At 57.4% G+C, this 592-nt stretch carries 2 pseudogenes; both read right to left on the reverse strand.

Features of this window, described 5'->3' with window-relative positions:
• Positions 1 to 377, reverse strand: a pseudogene (locus ACJHX7_RS26265) (RHS repeat family protein); the annotation flags it as partial.
• An 18-nt stretch (positions 378 to 395) separates the two neighbouring features.
• A pseudogene (locus ACJHX7_RS26270) lies at positions 396 to 592 on the reverse strand (DcrB-related protein); the annotation flags it as partial.

Here is a 592-nt window from a genome sequence, read left to right on the forward strand (position 1 = left end):
TCCTGCCGCGATGCCGCAGTCGCCGCGGCCCGCGCGGCAGGTTTGCTGTTGATCCATGTGTCGCCAGAGCCGGTGAGGATGTAACCTTCAATCTGAGGCGGGAAAAGCCAGTTCGCCAGTTGCTCACTTTCCCTACTGATTCGGTCATTCCAGCCCTGATACGACATAAATACCGCTGTTGCTATACCGATCGCTAAAATGGTTGAGCAGCCCAGCGTTGCCACTTCAACTCCGCCCAGCGCCGCCATGGTTCCGACAACCAGAACATCCACCAGGGCTGTGGCGGCAACCTCTACAACTGCCCCCAGCACATCTGCCATAAACGACGTATGCAGCAGGGCATCACCCTGCCTTGCCGCCCAGAATGCCTCTTCCATGTCCCGTTCCCTGTGTGATTAATTCGTCCCGGCTTCCTGCCGCATCCTGAAGCGCAGATTCTTTTTAATTTCAGCCCAGCGCGTCATATCTGCCGGGGTCAGCGGTGTGGTTCGGGCGTAGGTGAAGGCCATCATGACCCGCTCACCCGGCAATACAAATGCCACCTGACACTGGTACACCTGCTCGTTACCCCGGAGAAACTGGCTCTGTATTT

It is taken from the genome of Escherichia sp. WS1451 (genome assembly GCF_046487365.1).
Taxonomy (GTDB): Bacteria; Pseudomonadota; Gammaproteobacteria; order Enterobacterales; family Enterobacteriaceae; genus Escherichia; species Escherichia coli.